Origin of the sequence: Victivallis vadensis (assembly GCF_003096415.1) — a bacterium.
Taxonomy (GTDB): domain Bacteria; phylum Verrucomicrobiota; class Lentisphaeria; order Victivallales; family Victivallaceae; genus Victivallis; species Victivallis vadensis.
In genome coordinates this window covers 85,245-103,752 of the sequence record NZ_QEKH01000001.1, presented here as the reverse complement: position 1 = coordinate 103,752, position 18,508 = coordinate 85,245, and the positions used below count along the sequence as shown (strand labels likewise).

The window sequence follows — 18,508 nt, the reverse complement described above, 5'->3', positions numbered from 1 at the left end:
GCAGGAATCATCATGAAGTTGCAAATGAAGTATTGGGGATTGCTGGCCGCTCTGCTGACGATGCTGCCGGTTCCGGCGGCGGAAGCCGGGCGCATGACGGTCGTCACCCACGGTACGCACCCGGTTCCGGCGGCCGGGATCGGTTCGAGTGCGGTTGCGTTCGATGGCCGGGTGATCCGGCTGGGCGGTTTTGCGGCGCAGCCGGAGGCGGGGAAGCTCGCTTCCGCTCCCGGTTCGGAAACGATCCTGGAGATTTCCCGCAACGCACAGGAGCGCCGTCCGCTGAAAAGCACAGTCCGAATCCGGCCGCTGGCGGCTTTTGCCGGGACCGGTTCCGCGATCGTGATGGCGGGCGGGCTGGAGCCGGACGGCGCGTTGAGCCGCAAAGCGCAGCTGCTTCACCCGCAGGGGGATATCCTGAAGTCGGAGCCGCTGCCGGAGCTGCCGGAGGGGATCGCGGCGGCGGGAATGGCGAAATTTGAAGGCAGATATTATCTGGCGGGCGGCGTGACTTCTCTCAAACCATTGCGGGTCAACCGGAAAATCTATGTGTACGATCCGGCCCTGCCGCAAGCGCGCTGGGAGGCGGATGAGGGAGCGCCCGAGTCCGGTCAGGGGCGCATCCTGCCTTTCCTGAGCAGCCAGAACGGGCTGCTGACCCTGTTCGGCGGCTGGACGGCCAACCCGGACGGCACTCTGACCGCTTCAAGCTCGATCTGGCGCCTGAAAACCGGCGGCTGGAAGGATGCGGGGTGGCGGGAGTGTGCGCCCGCTCCGGCGCCGCTCGGCGGTTCCTGCGGCTTCCGGCTCGGTGTGACCCACTACGGCTTTGCCGGACTGCGGAGCACGCCGTCCGCGGATTCCTTCGCCGCGCTGTTCGCTCCCGCTCCGGTGCGGGATACGATGCTGGTTTACAGCAATGTGACCGACCGCTTCTTTGAAGTGCCGCTGCCGCCGGAGGCGGCGATGGCGGAGTGCGCCGCCGAATTCGCCCGGGTGCTGACCGGGGCGGGGGGACGAAACATCAGCGAGCCGGGCGTGCTGTTTTTCGGAACGGGGCAGGCCGGGGAACCGCTGGTGCGTTTTTCCGGCTACCGGGTTGAAAAGAGCAGCCTGAACTGGGTGGATTATTCGTTGATCGGCGCTTATCTGGCGCTGCTGGTCTGGATCGGTTTGCATTTCGCCCGGAAGGGGAAGGACAGCTCCGATTACTTCGTCGGCGGCCATAAGATGCCGATGTGGGTCGCCGCGATCAGCGCGCAGGCCGCCGGAGCCAGCGGCATCACGATGATGGCGCTGCCCGCGATGGCTTACCAGAGCAATCTGCTGTACTGGGGAATGCTGTTCTGGGGAATCATCCCGGCGGTGCTCAGCGCGGTTTTCATCATTCCGCTGGTGCGCAAGCTCAATATCGTCAGCTGCTACGAATATCTCGACGCGCGGTTCGCGCGGGGCATCCGGCAGTTCGCATCGGCGCTGTTCGTGATTTCGCTGGTGTTCATCCGGCTCGGGGTGGTGACGCTGCTGCCCGCAATGGCGATCGCGGCGGTGACCGGCTTGAACGTCTACATCTGCATCATCCTGACCGGTGCGATCGCGACGCTGTACACGGTGATCGGCGGGATCAACTCGGTCGCGTGGTGCGACGTATTCCAGTTCATCATCATGACCGGCGGCGCGCTTCTGTGCATGGTGCTGATGGTCTGCGGCGCGGACGGGGGAATTTCCGGCTTCATCGACGTGGCCGCGAAGTACGACAAATGGACGATGTACGACTTCTCATGGGACTGGACGATGCCGACGGTGTGGCTCTGTCTGCTGACAACTCCCCTGACCATGTTCAACGGGATGTCCGACCAGGGCTTCATCCAGCGGGTGATGGCGGTGAAGGATGTGCGCGAGGCCAAACAGGTGACGGTCTGGAACTTCCTGCTCGCGCTGCCGGTGCAGTCGGCGATGTGGATCATCGGAGTCGGACTGTTCGTATTCTTCTACCAGAATCCCGGATTGTTCGATCCGACGCTGGCGCCGGATTCGGCGTTCCCGCAGTTCATCGTGGAGAGCCTGCCCGCCGGAATCCGCGGATTGCTGATCATCGGCATCGTCGCCGCGTCGATGTCCACGATCGACGCCGGGATGAATTCGGTCGGCGCGGTGCTGGTCACCGACTTTCTGAAGGTGTGGAAGCCGGAGTGTTCCGAAAAGGCATTGCTCTTTTTCAGCCGCTTTTTCACCTTCCTCGCCGGGGCGCTCGGCACGCTGGCGGCGGTGGTGTTCGCGACCTTCGACGCCGGTTCGCTGTGGGTTTCCTTCTCCAAGGTCACGGCGCTGCTGATCGGCGGTTTTCCGAGCATTTTCATGCTGGGGATGCTGACGAAGCGGGGGAACACCGCCGGGGTGATCGCCGGCTGGATCGTGTCGATGGCGGTGGTGTACTTCATTCAGGAATACACCGATATCTCGTTTGTGTACTATCCGGCGCTCGCATTGATCGCCGCCTTTGCGGTCGGCTATCTGGTCAGCGTACTCACCGGCGGAAGCCGCAAAGATCTTACCGGACTAACCGTTTTCACACCTACTGAACAGGGAGGAACCGAAGCATGAAGAAGCGAAGTTTTACCTTAATCGAGCTGCTGGTCGTAGTTGCCATCATCGCCATTCTGGCTGGGATGCTGCTGCCGGCTTTGAACAAGGCGCGGGAGCGGGCGCAGCTGGCCAGCTGCATCAGCAATCTGAAACAGATCGGGCTGGCGACCGTCGCCTACACCAACGACTTCGACTATCTGCCGCCGCTGTGCGCCGGATGTGCTTCATGGAATGACGGACATGATACGAATACCGCCAGAGATACCGCTCATATCACCTACGTGAGGGCATTGTACGATACCAGGCATCTGGTCAGCCCTAAAGTCTGGGCTTGTCCGGGGGACAACAACATCAAGCGGAATTACCGGAATGCGTTTGTCGCCGGGGACGGCAACAAGGTTTACGGTACGCTTTCCTACAGTCCGAATGTTCTGTACAAGGATGTGAAGGATTGGCAGGGGAAGTCCGACGCGATGCGCGACAATATGTTCGGGCTGAAGTTCGGGCAGAAGATGTCGCGCGTGGCCGGGGATACCTGGATGTACGCCGATGCGATTGTCGCGAACGTCGCCTTTCACCTTTATCCGAACCTGAGTTCGGGCGGACGCAACTACAACATCTGGCGCGACCGGGATGATGCGACCTACGGTTTCGTGATGTACACCGGCCGCCATAACGACAAAAAGCTCTGGGCGCCGCAGCCGTTCGTGATGGCGGACGGACACGTGCAGATGCTTTCCGCCGCGGAACCGGCCGACCGGCTGGCCAAACAGGATGCCAACTTCCCGCGCAACGGCGGCATCGGCCGCTGGACGGCGCGCAGCGGAGACTGATTATGAAACAGTGGATATTACCGGTGTTGTGCGCCGCTCTTTCGCTCGGCGCGATCGAAAGCTCAAAGCATGATTATCTGCCGCTTTTTGCGAAACGCGCCCGGATGACGGCGGAGACATTGTGCAAACCGCAGCCGAAACGGCCGAACCGGGCCGATCCGCGTTTCAACGCGACTTCGATGATCACGCAGGCGGAGCTTTGTTACCGTTATGGAAAAGCGGCGGCGGAGCCGGAGTTCGTGAAGCTCGGCGTGGAGATGTACGACCGGTTTCCGGCGATGAAGCCGGTCACCGGGCGCGGTTCGGATTTCCACCTGACCCGGCCGTGGGCGCTTCTGACGTGGCGGCTGGACCGGGACGGGCTGCTGACCGGCGAAAGGCGGGCGCGGACGCTGGAACTGGCCCGCGCTTATCTGAATCACTATTACGGACGCAACAAAGACGGCAGGCTCTTTGCCGAAGAACTGTGGGATCACAATATCCATCAGGCGGAGATGGTCGCCGCCGATGCGCTGGCGATCGTGTTTGCTACGGAAAAGGGATTGCCGGTCCGGGAGATCCGGGAACTGGCGAAGGAGTTTGCCGACCGCATCCTCGCCAACGGCGACCTGAATGAAAATGCGACCAACTACGCGCCTCTCGGTACCGCGTTCTTCCTTGAACTGCTGGCGCTCGAAGGCAGGACGCAGGAATTGCGGAAAAATGCCGGGTTCCGCAACCAGTTCAGCCGCTGGCGTGATTTCGCCGGCCCGGCGGTGATCTTCCCGGAGATCGGGGACAGCTATTTCAAGCACGAACTGCTGCCGCTGGATGTGGTGCTGATGATGGAGGCCGGAGCGCGGCTGTTCGACGATCCGTCGTTCGCGGCCGAGGCCCGGCGGATCATGCAGCGCGACAACGGCAAGCCGGACGACGACCTGATTTTCCGCGCGCTGCCGCTGATGGAACTCGACACGTACCATTCCGCGGCGAAGCCCGCCGCTCCGGCCCTGTCGCAGGTGCAGTACCGCGCCGGATACGGCGGGAACGGCAGGCCGACTGTGCCGGATAAGCTGATTCTGCGCACCGGTTCGCAGCCGGGCGACGCGATGATCATGCTCGACCTCTATGCGCGGGGAAGTCACGCGCATGAATTCCACCGGCCTTCGATTGCCTACTTCGAGGCGGGCGGCACGGCGCTGTTCCACAACCTCGGGCGGCGCGGCACCACCAGTGGAAACCACGCGAATGTGGTGTGGCTGGAGGAGGCGTTCGACCGTTTTCCCGGCCATCCGAAACCGGGCGTCTGGAATACGATGACCATTCCGGTCAACCGGCTGCAGCCGGCGGAAAGGGCAGGGGAGTACCGGTTGACCAACCGGCTGGATTTCCGCACCTTCCGCCAGCCGACGCTGAAAAGCATCACCTTCGACAACCTGCGGCTGGAAGGGACCGGAGGAACGCTGTTGATCGACGGCTTCGAGTCGCCCGGCCTCTGGACGCGCTACACCCGGAACCTGCCGAAAATTTCCATCGAAACCGTCGACGACCGCACCGAGGGCGTTCATGCCCAGCGGGTCGGCTGGAATATCTTCAACGGGCAGGTGGTCAACCGCGACCTGCCGCCGGAGTTCCGCAATAGGACGGTCAAGGAAAAGGAGTACGACCTTGTACGCTTCGATTACAAATACGACGGTCCGCTGCCGTACTGCAATCTGCGCGGCTGGTGCCGGCGCTGGATGGATTTCGGCAATGCGGCGCTGGAGTGCGAAGTCGACTCCGCCGAGGTAAGGCAGCTCGGCTCCGATGCGTGGGGCCGGGTGGTGTTCCGCGACTACATGGGGCCGGGCAACCGGCTGGAGCGCCGGATGCTGCTGACGGAGGAAGGGGTGCTGGCGGTGGTCGACCGTTTCACGCCCGCTCCCCGGTTCGCGGGGCGGACGGTCGGGCAGCTCTGGCAGCTCTATACGAAAGCGGAGCAGGGGGACGACTGGTTCGCGGCGGAGTCCGACGGGAGGTTCCCGCAGGTGGACGGCGTCGACCGCCCGGAGCGGCGCACGCTGGTGAAGTTTTACCGTCCCATCGGGACGGAGTGCGGCGTGGAGGAGTTCACGCCGGGTTATATGCACGCTTACAAGATCGGCGGGAAAAGGTACAACTCCTTCTTCACCGCCTATTCCAGGCGGAAAACCACTTCCGCCCCGGTCACGATGGCGCAGCTGGTTTTTCCGCTGCTGCCGGAGGACGATCCGGCGCGGACCGCCCGTGCCGCCCGGTTCGATGCGGCGGCGGACGGCACGGTCAAAGTGGAGTTTGAAACTCCCGGTTCCGGCAGGAAAGTTCAGGCAACCATCACCGGCCGCGGTGCCGAAGTAAAACGGAGGTAGAGAATGAAACTGTTCAGGATTATCGCGCCGGCGGTTCTGCTGCTGTCGCTGGCGGCGGCGGGCGGGGAGCTTTTCTGGAACGGCAGGCCGCTGCCGATTCACTATGCGGATGCGATCAATTTTCCGGTTTACCGTTGGCCGCGTACGCTGCTGTCGTATCCGGTGCGCTTCGCGCCCGGCACCGATCTTGCGAAGCTGGTGCTGAAGGACGCGGCGGGCAAACCGGTTCCGGTCCAGTGGTCGCAGGTCATGGCGGAGTCGGCGACGCTGAATTTCTTCGGCGACCTGCCTTCCGGCGCGGAACGGAACTTCACACTGGAGGCCGGGACGCCTGCATCCGCTCCGAAATTCGATGCGATTCAGTTGCGGCTGCCGGAAGCGCGCGGCTTCGCGCCGGGCGAGACCGTTCCCGGCCCCTTCGCCGGACTCCGTATCGGCGACGGCGGCTGGATCGGGGAAAGCGTGATCAAAAGTCCGAAACTCGCGGTGAAGTCGCTGAAGCGCGCGACCCTCGAAAACGGGCCGCTTTTCCGGACCGAACAGCTGAGCTATGAGTTCGCGAACGGCGGCGTCTACCGCGTCACGCTGCGGATCGTGGCCGGTTACGATTTCTTCGACTTCGACGAGGAGATGGAGAATCTGCCCGTTGACGCCGGAATCCGGATGACGGCGCGCTGGACCGGCTTCCCGGTCGAGTACCGTTTCGCGACCGAGTCGAGCTACTGGAATGAAGCCGCCGGCGCGTGGCCGAAAATCGATGAACCGATGATTTCCGCGATGATCCAGGAGGACCCGCACTGGTCCCCGACCGTGGTGGAGCAGCCGGGCGAACCGATGTATATGAAGCTCGGCCCCTACTGCGGCAACGGCGTGCGCGAAATTTTCCCGTGCGCGAGTTTCTGGTCCGAAAAAGGGAATGAACTGGGGATTTTCGTGCGTGATTACAATCGCTGGTTCGACCCGGCCTACGGTATCTGGCAGCCGACCCGGAACCTGATGGTCGGCTTCCGCTACCGTGACGGCGTGCTGGAGTGGAGCTTCCCGCTGACCACCGGCGGCCGTTCGCTGGCGGTGAACTACGCGCCCGCCGCGAAAGGCGAAAAGTTCGTCGAGGCGCTGAAGCGCGACTACTGGAAAAACGTGCCGAAACCGGCGGGCGACGTGCGCTTCAACTACAGGACCACCCGGTTCCGCTACAACCAGCTGCTCGGCCAGCTCTACGGTCCGCAGAGCCTGAACCGGGTCAAGGATTGGCAGCTCACCTATGACGGGAAGCATCCCGATCCCGGCCCGCTCGACGGGCGCAAGTACAAGGACGCTGCCGACATGGAGAAGTTCGTGCTGAATTCCAGCCTGGTCTTCTACCCGCAGGGGCTGAACACCTGGCCGGGCGTGAATTCGATCCAGCACCGCTATATGTACGGGATGTTGTCGGAGAGTTACCTGCGCTTTGCAGAGGAACTTTCGCCGGAAAGCCGCCGACGGCTCGACGCGCTGCTACTCTACGCCGGTTATCTGCTGACCGACGACGCGATGCACCCGATCCGTTCGAGCCTGGCGGGGTGCCCGAATATGGCAGCCGACGGCTGGACCATGCCGATGCACGTCGCCTATCTCTTCCCGGAGCATCCGATGGCGAAGGAGTGGCGGGACTATTTCCAGAAATACTGGCAGGTCAGCACCGTCTTCTTCACCCGTCCGGCGGTGAAGGCATACGGCAGCCGGGGCGGGCGCTGGACGGAGAGTTTCGGCGTGTACAACTGGGCGCACCTCGCGCCGACGCTGCCGGCCCAGATCGCCGGATTCCTCTCCGACGGCGTGAACCGCTGGGCGACTCCGGCGACCGCCGAACGGGGCAACTGGATGGTCGATTCGGTGACCGCTCCGGTGCTGAATCCCGATCCCTACTGGCGGCAGAATTTCCGCAGCGGCGAGGCGATCCCGCCGCCGCTGACGGAGGCGCGGGCGCGGCGGAACTATCCGGCGCAGGGCGCACACGGCTCCGGCACCACCATGCCGATCCCGCAGACGGTCCGTTATTTCGGCTGGTTTTTGCGGAATTACGCGCCGCTGACCGCCGAACATCTGCTCTGGCTCGACGCCGAGGAGTTTCAGGAGGTCGCCGGTTCGACCGACTGGGGCAAAAGCCATCTTGCACCGCGTATCGGCGGCAACCGCGGCACCCGGCCCGAACTCGCCAGCAGCAAGTACACCGGCTACGGCGTGAACCTGCGGCACGGCGTCGGCACGCCGGACGAGGTGTTCCTCTATCTGTCGCAGGTGGATGACGGCCCGAACTACCGCTGGGGCAATTCGGGGCAGGGGGCCACCGGGGCGCTCTACTACGTCGCCGGCGGGCGGCTCTGGACCGGCCATGAGCGCGAGGATGCCGGCGACCATACGGCCAACGATGTGGACGGTTATTCCGGCGCGGCGGTGATGAAGGAGCACGCTTTCCGCGCGCTCGGCCGCAATGTGCTGGAAAAGCCGCTCTTCGACCTCGGAGTGGCCCAGCTGGCGACCATCGAATCGCGTCGCGGAAAGGATGCCTATGCGTGGCCGGAGTACGAATCGCGCTCGGTGATGCTGGTCGGCGGCGACTATTTCGTGCTGCTGGACAAAGTGCGCGGCAACACCCGGTTCAGCTGGTTTATTCCGAAAGACGGGGAGTTCCCGGATTTCTGGTTCCTGAATCCGGTTTCGATCCGGCAGGATCACTGGCGCGAGGTCGAAACGCCGAGCGCGCGCGGCTTCCAGCGCGACGGCACCCCGAAAAACGGCGATCATCTGGTGCTGGTCACCCACCGCAAGGGCAAACTCAAGCTGCCGACCATGCAGAAGCGGGAGTTGCCGTTCCTGAAAAACAAGCTGTACGATTTCCGCAAGACCGGACGTTACCCGGAAGGAGTGTATCCGGTGGAGACGCCGGAGTCGAAGGACCTGTTCTTCCGCTCCACCCGCCCGCTGCACTATCAGGATAAGCAAGTTAGCTTCTCCGGTTCCGCCGGAGTGGTCCGCGACCGGCGCGATCAGTCGCTGGAACTCGCACTTTTCGGCAGCGGCGAACTGCGCAGCGGCAAGCTCGGCATCCGGATCGGCAGCGACCTCGCCGCCGCCGGGCTGACCCGGACCGCGTCGGGCGGGCTTTCCGGCGTGATCTCAGTGGCGGGAACGGCTCCGCAGGCGGTGGAATTCGACTTCGGCGGAGTTCCCGGCAGGCTCCATATCGACGGCGTCGAAGCCGACGGCAAGGCGGTTGCCCCCGGACGGCACATGTGGGAGTACACCGCCGGAACCGCAGCTCCCGCCCGTCCTGAGCTGCTGCGCACGGAGAACTTTTCCGGCGGCGCGAAGGTCTTTTTCAATCCGGCGGGCGGCGCGGACCGCTACCGGCTCGAAATCAGTTCCGACAACGGTGCGAGCTGGACGACGGCGGCGGAGGGGAGCGCCTCGCCGCTGGAAGTGAAGGATTTATCGAACGGGCGTAAGGTGCATCTGCGTCTGACCGCGCTGCGCGGCAACCGCATGTCGCCGCCGTCGCCGCTGTATCCGCTGTATGTGACGGACCGGCCGCCGGAGCACCCGGACGGGCTGCTGCTGGAGCCTGGCGACGGTCAGGTGTGCGCAACCTGGGGCGAATGCCTCGGCGTGACCGGCTACCGACTCTACCGGCGCGAACGCGGCACGGAAGTGTGGAAATTGGTCTACTCCGGGCCGGACCGGCAGTTTACCGACCGGGCTCCCGGCGTGGTTCCGCCGCGCCGTCTCCCCGGCTCCGCCGACAATCCCGCCCCCTGTCAGGGGAAGATCTGGGAGTATGCGGTCGCCGCGGTCAACGGCAACGGCGAAGGGGTGAAAAGCGAGCTGCGCGACACCGATCCGGCCTCCTGGCTGAACTGGCAGCCGCCGGTGCCGCTGAAGTTCCGCCGCCGGAGCGAATACACGAAGGAGCCTTACAATCCGGCCGGGGCGGTGCCGCCGCTGTATTATCCCGACTGATTGCCGCCGTGCGCAAGCTCCTTGTTAATTATAATTAATTTTGATAAATAATTTGAATAAGCGGACGCCGGAGTTATATTGTATGGCATCATTCAATATAAGGAGGAAGCGGGATGGAGCCCTATCGGAATAAGAGCAGTGTCGAGGAGATCCGGGAGCGGTTCGAGCACGATGTGGAGCGGTTCTCCGATCTGCACACCGGACAGGTTTCGACGGTCGACGCGCCGCTGGCGATGGAACTGATCACCCGGGCTGCTGCTGTTGCCACACATCCGGTGCGCCGGATTCTGGATATCGGCTGCGGGGCGGGTAACAATACGCTCAAGCTGTTGGAGCTGGCTCCCGGCGCGGAGTGTACGCTGGTCGATCTGGCCGGGGCGATGGTCGAGCGGGCCGTCGAACGGGTCAAACGGGCCGGAGCGGGCAAAGTGACCGGAATCCAGGGGGATTTTCGGGAGACGACGCTGCCGGAACGGGGATTCGATGTGATTCTGGCGGCGGCGGTACTGCACCACCTGCGCGGCGATGAGGACTGGGAACGGGCGTTTCAAAAACTGTATGCGCTGACGGCTCCCGGCGGAAGCGTCTGGATCACCGATCTGATCAGCCATGAAATTCCGGCGGTGGAGCGGATGATGTTCGACCGCTATTGCGGCTATCTCGAATCCGTCGGCGGCGCGGAATACCGCGGCAAGGTGGCCGCTTCGATCGCGAAGGAGGATTCGCCGCGCCCGGTCACTTACCAGTTGGAACTGCTGCGCCGCTCCGGTTTCAGCCGGGTGGAGCTGCTGCACAAGAATTCGTCATTCGCCGCATTCGGCGCGTGGAAGAGCATATAGAATTCAGACGGCGGCGGCTTCGAGCAGTTCAAGCAGCTTTCCCGGCTGCCCGGCTGTCAGCAGCCGGTTGCGGTCATCCCGGGAAATCAACCCTTCGGCGACGCCGTGAGCGATGAACCGGATCAGTCCGTTGTAATAACCGGCGATGTTCAGCAGTCCGCACGGCTTGCGGTGATAACCGAGCTTGTAGAGGCAATAGGCGTCGAACAGTTCGTCGAAGGTGCCGAAACCGCCGGGCAGCGCGATCGCCGCGTCGGCCAGTTCGAGCATTTTCGCCTTGCGTTCCGCGAGGTCTTTCACCATGATGGAACGGGTGAGGCCGGGATGGAGCAGTTCCGCGCGGAAGCCTTCCGGGAATATTCCGGTCGCATTTCCATGATTCGCCAGCACCGCTTCCGCCAGAACTTTCATGGTGCCGCAGTCGGAGCCTCCGTAGACAAGGCCGATGCCGCGTTCCGTCAACAGCTTGCCGAGCTCCGCCGCCGCATTGCAGTAGGCCGGGTTATTCCCAGGCAGCGAGGCGCAGTATACTGCGATATTCCTGATTTTTCCCATTGCTTTTCACCTTTCCGAAAACGATCAGGGAGTTGGAAATCATCGAATTACCGTTAATTTCCAGCCCCCCGAGGCCAGGCGGACTTTCGGAAGCATCCGCATTTTTAAGCCGCTGTGTTATTTGCAGTCGGAAATCACGATTGCCGCGTTGCTGCCGCCGAAGGCGAAGCTGTTCGACAGCGCGTGGCGGATCTTCGTGCCGGTACGGCATTCGCGCACGAGGTCCGCCCAGCCGAATTCCGGATCGGGATTGTCGAGGTTGATCGACGGCGAAAGGAAGTCGCGTTCGAGCATCAGCGAGGAGAAGATCACCTCCGCCGCTCCGGTGGCGCCGACCATGTGCCCGGTCTGCGATTTCGTGCTGTTGATCGCCGCGCCGGAGCCGATCACTTCACGGATGGCCGCCAGCTCCAGCGGGTCGCCGACGGGAGTGCCGGTGCCGTGGGTATTCACGTAACCGATATCGGCCGGCTTCAGGCCGGCGTCCGCGATCGCTTCGCGGATCACGGCGGCGGAGGCGGCCGCATCCGGCACGACCATGTCATGCGCGTTGCTGTTCGCCGCAATACCGGAGACCTGGCTGATCGGCCGGACGCCACGCGCTTTCAGGCTGCGTTCGGATTCGAGCAGCACGTAGGCTGCGCCGCTGGCCAGCACGAAGCCGTCGCGGTCCCGGTCAAAGGGGCGGCTTGCGAGTTCCGGCGTATCGTTGTATTTTCTCGACAGGGCGCGGCATGCGCAAAAGCCGAGCGCCTGTACCCAGTCGATCTGCTCCGCGCCGCCGGCCAGCACCATGTCGTAAATGCCGGCGCGGATCAAACGCACCGCCATCAGAATCGACAGAGCGCTGGACGCGCAGGCGGCTGAAATATCGTAGGACTCCCCGGTGATCCCGAAGATCAGCGAGAGGTTGGAGATGGCCGAGGAAGGCATTACCCGCGGCACACAATAGGGGGAAACGCGGCGCAGCCGGTAATCGCTGCGGATATAGTCGTCCACATTCTGGAACACTTCGCGGTAATTGCTGCCGGCGGTGCCGCCGATGATGGCGATTTTCCGTTCCCGCAGGGATTCCAGCGGAATTTCCGCTTCGGCGAATGCTTCCGTGGCCGCCACCACCGACATCACGGCGGTGGGCGGAGCAAAGCGCAACAGCTTGCGGTCGATCAGGGGTGTGGTGAGTCCCTCGCCGGCAACGCCGCCGACGACGCTTTCGAGCCGGTGTTCCAGGAATTCCGGCACCTGTGAAAGGCCGCTGGCCCCGGACCGCAGCGCGGCTTCGTTGACTTCAAGTGAATTTCCGAGCGGAGTGACCAGCCCCCGGCCCGTGATAAAAACTCTTTCCATGAGTCCTCGCAGAATATTCGGCCCGGCAGGCCGCGTTTACTATTATTGATATAAGCTCATGGTAATATAGACCGTTTTTCCGGGATTTTCTACTGCTTTCGGAGGAAAATATTGTGGAATATCCTTGATTTTCGTGTTATATTCCATTATGAACAGGAGAAAGTGGTTGTCATGGCGTTATTGAATGTGCAGAATCTTTCGATCCGGTTCCGCTCCGGGGGGCGCATGCTGCCGGTGGTGGACCGGATCTCCTTTGAGGTTTCCCGCGGGGAAATCCTGGCGCTGGTCGGCGAATCTGGGTGCGGCAAGAGCATCAGCTGTCTTTCGCTGACCGGGCTGCTGCCGTCGCCGCCGGCTTTCGCCTCCGCCGACTGTGTCGAATTTAAGACGGGGAAAGGGGAACGGGTCGACCTTTTCCGGCTTCCCCCGCGGCGGCTCCGGAAGATCCGCGGCGGCGGAATCGCCTATATTTTTCAGGAACCCTCGGTGTCGCTGAATCCGGTTTTCCGGGTCGGCGACCAGATCGCCGAGGTGCTGGAGCTGCACCGGCCTGAGGTTGCCGATGTGCGTTCCAAAGTGATCGAGCTGCTGAAGGACGTCGGGATTCCGGCGCCGGAGACGCGGATCGACGCCTTTCCGCATGAGATGTCCGGCGGGATGCAGCAGCGTGTGATGATCGCGATGGCGCTGGCCGGAAATCCCGACCTGCTGGTCGCCGACGAGCCGACCACCGCGCTCGACGTGACGATTCAGGCGCAGATACTGGAATTGATCGACCATATCCGGCGTGAGCGCGAAATGGCGGTGATTCTGGTCACCCACAACCTCGGCATCGTCGCGCAGCTGGCGGATCATGTCGCGGTGATGTACGCGGGCAATATCGTCGAATACGCGACGGCGCGGGAGCTGGTGGAGCAGCCGAAACACCCCTATACGCTGGCGTTGCTTCGGGCGGTGCCGCATCTCGGCGGGGAGTCCGGGCGGCTTTCAACGATCCCGGGGCATGTGCCGCCGCCGGAACACTTTCCGGCGGGCTGCCGGTTCAGCGACCGCTGCGAGCTTTGCGCGCAGCTGGACCCGGAGTCGCAGCGCCGCTGCCGGGAGGTGCCGCCGGAAAGCCGCGTGCTTTCGCCCGGCCACCGCTGCGCCTGCCACTTCGCCGGTGACGGACGGAGGCGGCCGCAGCGATGAACCGCCGTTTTCTCATTCCGGCCTTCCTGCTGGCGATGATCGTCGCGGCGACAGGCATTGTGATCTGGACTTACGACGGTCCGGCTTCCGCGCCGCAGAGTCTTTCGTCGTCCCAGGCGAAGCTGGCGTGGCAGCTGCGCAGTCAAGCGAATACGCTGATTCAGGGGCGGAAATTTCTGGAGGCGGAGCGGGTGCTGAGCCGTCTGCTGAAGCTGGAGCCGGACAACGTCAGCGCCCAGCGGCTGCTGGCCGTGTGCTGCTATGAAAACGGCCAGTATGATCGGGCCGCCGATCTGTTCCGTTTTTTTCTGATCCGCAACGGCGGGGACGCCGCCGCGCGCAACAATCTCGGGATGACACTGATCCGGATGCGCAACATCGAGGCGGGCATCACCGAGCTGCTGCGGGCATTGCGGAAGGACGGCAAGACCCCGTATTTCGAGTACAATATCAGCCGGGCTTACCGCGAACTCGGCCGTATGGATAAGGCAGAAGAATATTACCTGCGGGCTGTGGAAAACAGTAAGGGTAACTCCTCCTTGCCGCCCGACGTGATCTGTATTCCGCGAAACAATTGGGTTGCCCCAGTGCAAAGCGAGGTTACCGATGAGCAAGATTAAAGTGATGTCCGAACAGCTCAGCAACCGGATTGCCGCCGGAGAGGTGATCGAGCGTCCCGCCTCCGTAGTGAAGGAGCTCGTGGAGAACGCGATCGACGCGGGCGCCCGGCATATCCGCATTGAAATTGAAAAAGCCGGTTCCAGGCTGATTTCCGTGGAGGATGACGGCTCCGGCATGGACGGCGACGACGCGCTGCTCTGCATCGAACCGCACGGCACCAGCAAAATTTTCACCGAAGAGGATATCGACCGGATCACCACGCTGGGGTTTCGCGGGGAGGCGCTGCCGTCGATCGCGTCGATCAGCCGCTTTTCCATCCAGACCCGGACTTCCGACATGCTGGAGGGCACCCGGGTGCGGGTCGAAGGCGGCAGGCTGCTGGAAGCCGCGCCCGCCGGTTGTCCGGTCGGGACGGTGATGCAGGTGCGCGACCTCTTTTTCAACACTCCGGCGCGCCGCAAATTCCTGAAGGCCCCCGCTACCGAGGCGCACCATATTGAGGAGATGGTCCTGTCGATGGCTTTGCCGCGCCATGAGGTCGGCTTCGAGCTGCGCATGGATGGCCGGCTGGTTTTCAACTCTCCGGCCTCGTCGACCGCCGAGGCGCGGATCCGTGAGTTTTTCGGGCGGCAGTTCGCGGATGCGATGTGGCCGGTCGATCATGCCGAAAACGACATCCGTGTGACCGGATTCGTCGCTTCACCGGGCTTCACACGCAATTCGCGCAAGGAGCAGCGCACGTTCATCAACGGTCGCGCGGTCGAATCCCCGACGCTCTACCGCGGCATCCGCGAAGGATATGCGACGCTGAATGAGCCGGGCCGTTTCCCTCCGGTGATCCTGTACCTTGAAATGCCGCCGGAGGAGGTGGATGTGAACGTCCATCCGGCGAAACGGGAGGTGCGGTTCAAGCATGAATACGCGATCAGCCGGGCGGTGACCGCCGCGGTCTCCAAAGCATTGAAGCGCTCCCGCGAAGTGGATTACTTGAATGATGAGGCGGAAAATCTGCCGCTTTCCGGTCAGGTTCCCCTCCATCTGGTGCTGGACAGCGCCAAGATCTCCTATACCGTCCGGGACACTGAGCAGCAGGAGTTTGCAATACCCTCCTCCGTTGTGCCGCCGGAACCGCCGGCGGTGAAGGAGGAGTCGCCGGTTGAACCGGAACCGTCGCCGTCCCGCTCTGTTCCGGCCATTGCGTCGCCGCCGGTGCCGCGTTTTTCTCCGTCGCCGGTCCGTGAACTTGAGGAGTCGCCGGAAGCAGCGGCAACGGAATCGGCACCGGATGCGGAGCTTCCACCCGGCGCAAAGCCGTTGTTCCTGAATGATCCGCCGCCGGAGGCGCCGCAGCCGCGCGAGGTGCCGCCGGAAAAGCACATCTATCCGGACGCTCCCTTCAACGGGGATTGGCCGACCGAAATCCTGGGCGTGTTGGATGACACCTATATTCTGTGCGCCGGCCGCACCGGGTTGGTGATGATCGACCAGCACGCGGCCCATGAGCGGATCATGTTCGAACATCTGTTGAAGGCGGCCCGGACCGGAGTTCCGGCTCAGCCGCTGCTGCTGCCGCAGCTTTTGGAGCTTCCCGCGACGATGAGCTCGTTGCTGTTGCGCAACCGCAAGGTGTTCGAGGTGTTGGGCTTCGACATCGAACCGATGGGCAGCACCTCGGTCATGCTCAATGCGCTGCCGATGGAGATGCCGACGCACCGGCCGCTGAATGAACTGATTCCGGATATGCTTCAGGAGCTTCTGGACAATATGGCCAACAAGATGCCGGTGGAGCTTGAGTACGTCGCCCGCGCCGCCTGTCACGCCGCGATCAAGGCGCACGACCGGCTTTCGCCGGAGGGAGCGCGCGAGCTTCTGCGGCAGCTCGGCGAGTGCCGTCAGGGGACGCTCTGTCCCCACGGCCGCCCGACTATGGTGACCGTTACCTTCAAAGAGATCGAAAAACGGTTCGGACGCCGGTGAAAACAGTCAATTTATTTCATAAAATCATAAACAGAGAAACGCAGTATGAAAATCTCGACCAAGGGCCGTTACGGTCTGCGCATCCTGCTGGATTTGGCGCTGAACGATTCTGAGAAGCCGCGGATGATCCGTGACATCTCCGAATCCCAGCATATTTCCGAAAAGTACATCAGCCGCCTGATTATCGAATTGCGCAAGGCGGGCATGGTCAAATCGATCCGCGGCTCCAAAGGCGGCTACCGCATCTCCCGCGAACCGAAGGAGATCACGCTGCTCGATGTGGTTGAAGTGATGGAAGGACCGGTCAGCATCGTCGACTGCGTCTCCGCCCGCGATTGTTGTCCGCGTATCGCTTCGTGCGTCACCCGCGAAATCTGGACGGAACTCAACAATCAGATTCGTGAGGCATTGCAGAAAATCACCCTTCAGGAGATCATCGACCGTTACCGCGCCAAAAACGGCGACGGCGAATTCCTCGATTACTGCATCTGAGGGGGCTTGCTCCTGCGACGCAAAGCGTCTTTGGTTTATGTTCGACTTTGCATTGCCGCAATAACAGACAAGCTGCCCGGAGGGCAGGCACCGAACCTCCCTGTCCGCTCACATGTGCTTGCGGCGCAGCGACGATGAGGGGATGTTCATCCCTTCGCGGTACTTGGCGACGGTGCGCCGGGCGACCGCGAGGCCCCCGGCTTTCAGCATCTGGGCGAGCTGTTCGTCGGAGAGGGGCTTGGCCGGATTCTCCTTGTCGATCAGTTCTTTGATCTTCTCCATCACGGCCCGGTTGGAGACGGAGGTGCCGTCCTCCCCGGTGAAACCGGCGGTGAAAAAGAACTTGAATGGAAAAATCCCCTGCGGCGTCTCCACATACTTGTTGGCTACCGCCCGGCTGACGGTGGTTTCGTGCAGTTCGAGCATTTCGCCCGCCTGTTTCATGGTCAGCGGCTTCAGCGCCGCCACGCCGTTGTCGAGGAAGTCGCGCTGGGTCGCGACGATCACGCCCGCGATGCGGACGATGGTGCTCTGGCGCAGGTCGAGCGCGCGCATCAGCTCCCGGGCCTGCTGGAGCTTGTCGCGCAGATACGCCTTGTCCGCCGTCGGCAGGTCCGGGGTTTCCAGCAGCTTCAGATACCGTTCGGCCAGAAAGAGCCGCGGCATGCCGTTGCGGCGGGGCGCCACCTCGTATTCTCCGTCGGCTCCGCGCACAATCGACACCTCGGGCATTACGAAATCGGCGTGTTCCGGCGCCAGCGCCGACCCCGGATAGGGATTCAGCCGCCGCAGCCGTGCAAGGCACCGGTTCAATTCCTCCAGTGATATGCGAAGCGTCCGGGCCAGTTGCGGCAGGTGGTTGCGGGCGATCTCCTCAAGGTGATGGTCGAGAATTTCCCGGTAGAGCGGCGTCAGTTCTCCGGTGCGCTCCAGCTGCAGCTTCAGGCATTCGGCAAGGTCGCGGCAGCCGACGCCGGGCGGATCGAAACTCTGCACGAGTTTCAGTGCGGCTTCGGCGTCGGCCAGCTCGGCGTTTTCACTCATCGCCAGGTCGGCGGGAGTGCTGCGGAAATAACCGGTGTCGTCGATCGAGCCGATGATCTCCTCCGCCAGCCGCCGGACTTCGGGCGTCGCATCACAGGTCGCCAGTTCCGAAAACAGCTGTTCCTGCAGCGTCGGGGCGTCGGAGAGCGAGTTGAGCATGAAGTCGTTTTCTTCGTTGGTGAAGCCGGCTTCCCCGGTGCCGGGCGGCATCGGCAGTTCGTCGGCCCACTCCTCGTTTTCCACAGCGCGCTCGTCGAGCGTGCTTTCATCTTCCTTTTCGGGAGCTTCCGGCTGCGCGGGAAGTTCCACGGGTTCGGACTGCACTTCGGCTTCCAGCAGCGGATTGGCGGCCAGCTCCTGGGTGAGCCGTTCTTCGAGTTCGAGGGCGGGCAGATTCAGAAGCTCCAGCGACTGAAGCTGGCGGGCGGAAAGCTGCTGTTCCTGGCGAAGTGTGGTGGATAATGTTTGCTGATTTCCCGGCATGCGTGTATATTATCGAAAATAATGATTAAAAAAGCTGTATTGAACCTGATTGCGGTTTGAATTTTACCTTATTAGAATTTAAATTTCAAAACAGCTTTTTTCCAGTCGTTTCGGTTTTATTTTGCTGATTTTTTGATTCCGGACGGAAATTCGGAGTTTTCAGGAGCTTTTTAAG

The 18,508-nt window shown here is 62.6% G+C and carries 12 protein-coding genes; 9 read left to right on the top strand and 3 right to left on the bottom strand.

Annotated elements, in window-relative coordinates; genetic code table 11:
* The first annotated feature begins 12 nt into the window (after positions 1 to 12).
* The 5 genes from C8D82_RS00455 (at position 13) to C8D82_RS00435 (ending at position 10,623) form a co-directional block, all read left to right on the top strand.
* A complete protein-coding gene (locus tag C8D82_RS00455) occupies positions 13 to 2,604 on the top strand; it encodes a sodium:solute symporter family transporter (protein ID WP_165832730.1) in 2,592 nt (863 codons plus the stop codon).
* Positions 2,601 to 3,419 carry a DUF1559 family PulG-like putative transporter gene (locus tag C8D82_RS21735; RefSeq protein ID WP_116882292.1) on the top strand — a complete coding sequence of 273 codons (819 nt, stop codon included), beginning with the start codon at positions 2,601 to 2,603 and terminating at the stop codon, positions 3,417 to 3,419. The genes C8D82_RS00455 and C8D82_RS21735 overlap by 4 nt, the downstream gene beginning before the upstream one ends.
* Before the next feature lie 2 nt (positions 3,420 to 3,421).
* Positions 3,422 to 5,785, top strand: a complete 2,364-nt coding sequence (locus C8D82_RS00445; protein ID WP_116882291.1) for a hypothetical protein — start codon at positions 3,422 to 3,424, stop codon at positions 5,783 to 5,785.
* A 3-nt stretch (positions 5,786 to 5,788) separates the two neighbouring features.
* Positions 5,789 to 9,784: a fibronectin type III domain-containing protein gene (locus C8D82_RS00440; RefSeq protein WP_116882290.1), complete on the top strand. Its 3,996-nt coding sequence runs from the start codon at positions 5,789 to 5,791 to the stop codon at positions 9,782 to 9,784.
* Between the two features lie 113 nt (positions 9,785 to 9,897).
* A complete protein-coding gene (locus C8D82_RS00435; protein WP_116882289.1) occupies positions 9,898 to 10,623 on the top strand; it encodes a class I SAM-dependent methyltransferase in 726 nt (241 codons plus the stop codon).
* 3 nt (positions 10,624 to 10,626) lie between these two features.
* On the opposite strand, the gene C8D82_RS00430 is transcribed toward C8D82_RS00435, so the two are convergent.
* Together C8D82_RS00430 and C8D82_RS00425 are read right to left on the bottom strand one after the other, a co-directional pair.
* A complete protein-coding gene (locus tag C8D82_RS00430) occupies positions 10,627 to 11,178 on the bottom strand; it encodes an LOG family protein (protein WP_116882288.1) in 552 nt (183 codons plus the stop codon).
* A gap of 117 nt (positions 11,179 to 11,295) precedes the next feature.
* Positions 11,296 to 12,525 (bottom strand): beta-ketoacyl-[acyl-carrier-protein] synthase family protein, encoded by a 1,230-nt coding sequence (locus C8D82_RS00425; protein WP_116882287.1) that lies wholly within the window; start codon positions 12,523 to 12,525, stop codon positions 11,296 to 11,298.
* Between the two features lie 171 nt (positions 12,526 to 12,696).
* Here C8D82_RS00425 and C8D82_RS00420 point away from each other — a divergent pair, with 171 nt between their 5' ends.
* The 4 genes from C8D82_RS00420 to C8D82_RS00405 are packed head-to-tail and all read left to right on the top strand — an operon-like array spanning position 12,697 to position 16,806.
* Positions 12,697 to 13,716, top strand: a complete 1,020-nt coding sequence (locus C8D82_RS00420; RefSeq protein WP_116882286.1) for an ABC transporter ATP-binding protein — start codon at positions 12,697 to 12,699, stop codon at positions 13,714 to 13,716.
* Positions 13,713 to 14,336 carry a tetratricopeptide repeat protein gene (locus C8D82_RS00415; RefSeq protein ID WP_116882285.1) on the top strand — a complete coding sequence of 208 codons (624 nt, stop codon included), beginning with the start codon at positions 13,713 to 13,715 and terminating at the stop codon, positions 14,334 to 14,336. The genes C8D82_RS00420 and C8D82_RS00415 overlap by 4 nt, the downstream gene beginning before the upstream one ends.
* The gene (gene mutL, locus C8D82_RS00410) at positions 14,323 to 16,314 is read left to right on the top strand and encodes a DNA mismatch repair endonuclease MutL (protein ID WP_116882284.1); all 1,992 of its coding nucleotides are present in this window, start codon (positions 14,323 to 14,325) and stop codon (positions 16,312 to 16,314) included. Before C8D82_RS00415 ends, mutL begins: the two co-directional genes overlap by 14 nt.
* Before the next feature lie 45 nt (positions 16,315 to 16,359).
* Entirely contained in the window at positions 16,360 to 16,806 is a 447-nt protein-coding gene (locus C8D82_RS00405) for an RrF2 family transcriptional regulator (protein WP_116882283.1), read from the top strand.
* A 108-nt stretch (positions 16,807 to 16,914) separates the two neighbouring features.
* Here the strand turns inward: C8D82_RS00405 and rpoN are convergent, their stop codons facing one another.
* Positions 16,915 to 18,333 carry an RNA polymerase factor sigma-54 gene (rpoN, locus tag C8D82_RS00400; protein WP_116882282.1) on the bottom strand — a complete coding sequence of 473 codons (1,419 nt, stop codon included), beginning with the start codon at positions 18,331 to 18,333 and terminating at the stop codon, positions 16,915 to 16,917.
* Positions 18,334 to 18,508: the final 175 nt, after the last annotated feature.